Annotated in this window: 1 pseudogene; it reads left to right on the top strand. The window is 67.0% G+C overall.

What is annotated here, in order from left to right:
• Positions 1-48: 48 nt before the first annotated feature.
• Positions 49-1,269 (top strand): annotated as a pseudogene (locus BUC15_RS18865) (ISL3 family transposase); the annotation flags it as partial.
• Positions 1,270-1,349 lie beyond the last annotated feature (80 nt).

Genomic DNA, 1,349 nt, shown 5'->3' with positions numbered 1-1,349 from the left:
CCCTCCGAAGATGGAAGTTCTCACGCTCCCCATCTGGAAGACCTCGACGTGTCCGACGCTACCTTCACGTGCCCTGATCTGACTAGTTTCTGCCGGCTCGACGGCCTTGGGTTGGAGGTCACCGGGCAGCGCATCGAGCCCGATCGTGCGATCCTGGGCTGCCGCCCGGTCGAGGCCGATGACTGGTGCCGAGACTGTGGCGGCCAGGGCTTCATCCGTGGCTCGGTGGTGCGACGCTTGTCGCATGTCCCGCTGGGGTGGCGCCCGACCGTGCTGCAGGTGCGGCTCCGGCGCTATCGGTGCATCGAGTGCGGGCGGGTGTGGTGCCAAGACACCAGCGCCGCAGCCGAGCCGCGTTCGAAGCTGTCGCGCGCGGCGCTGCGTTGGGGACTGGAAGGACTTGTGGTCCAACACCTGAGCATGTCCAGGATCGCGGCCGGTCTCGACGTCGCGTGGAACACCGCCAACGACGCCGTGCTGGCAGAAGGACAGCGCGTCCTCATCAGCGACCCGGCCCGGTTCGACGGGGTCAAGGTGATCGGGGTCGATGAGCACTGCTGGCGCCATACCCGCCGTGGTGAGAAGTACGTGACCGTGATCATCGACCTCACCCCGACCAGGGACGGCACCGGCTCGGCACGTTTGTTGGACATGCTCGAGGGCCGCTCGAAACAGGTGTTCAAGAGCTGGCTCGCCGCCCGCCCCCACGGTTGGCGCGACGGGATCGAGGTGGTCGCGATGGACGGCTTCACCGGATACAAGACCGCGGCGGTCGAGGAACTCCACCACGCGACCGCCGTGATGGACCCGTTCCACGTCGTCCGGCTTGCCGGCGAAGCGCTCACGCGCTGCCGACAGCGCGTCCAGCAAGACACCTGCGGGCATCGGGGCCGCGCCGGGGATCTGCTCTACCGCGCCCGCCGCACCCTGCTCACCGGTGTCGACCTCCTCACCGACAAGCAGGTCGCCCGTCTGGAGGGGCTGTTCGCCAACGAGCAGCACGCCGAAGTCCACGCGACCTGGAGCATCTACCAGCGCCTCGTCGTGGCGTACCGGCAACCCGACAAGAAGCTGGGACGGTTCCTGCTCGACGGTGTGATCGACGCGATCAGCAGCGGCGTCCCGAAGGAACTCGTCGAGCTCATCAGCCTGGGCCGGACCCTCCACCGACGTGCGGCCGACGTACTCGCGTTCTTCGACCGACCCGGCACCAGCAACGGCCCTACCGAAGCGATCAAATGCCGATGTCGGCATTTGATGGCTTATGCCGACGTGTGGATTATGCCGACCGTGACCACGTCTGCCCTTGTCGGAACTGGTTGGGTCGGGGGGTTGTCGGCATAATCGCG

Origin of the sequence: Tessaracoccus bendigoensis DSM 12906, from assembly GCF_900141915.1 — a bacterium.
In the GTDB taxonomy this organism is placed as follows: Bacteria; Actinomycetota; Actinomycetes; order Propionibacteriales; family Propionibacteriaceae; genus Arachnia; species Arachnia bendigoensis.
This window is presented reverse-complemented; position numbering and strand designations above follow the sequence as displayed.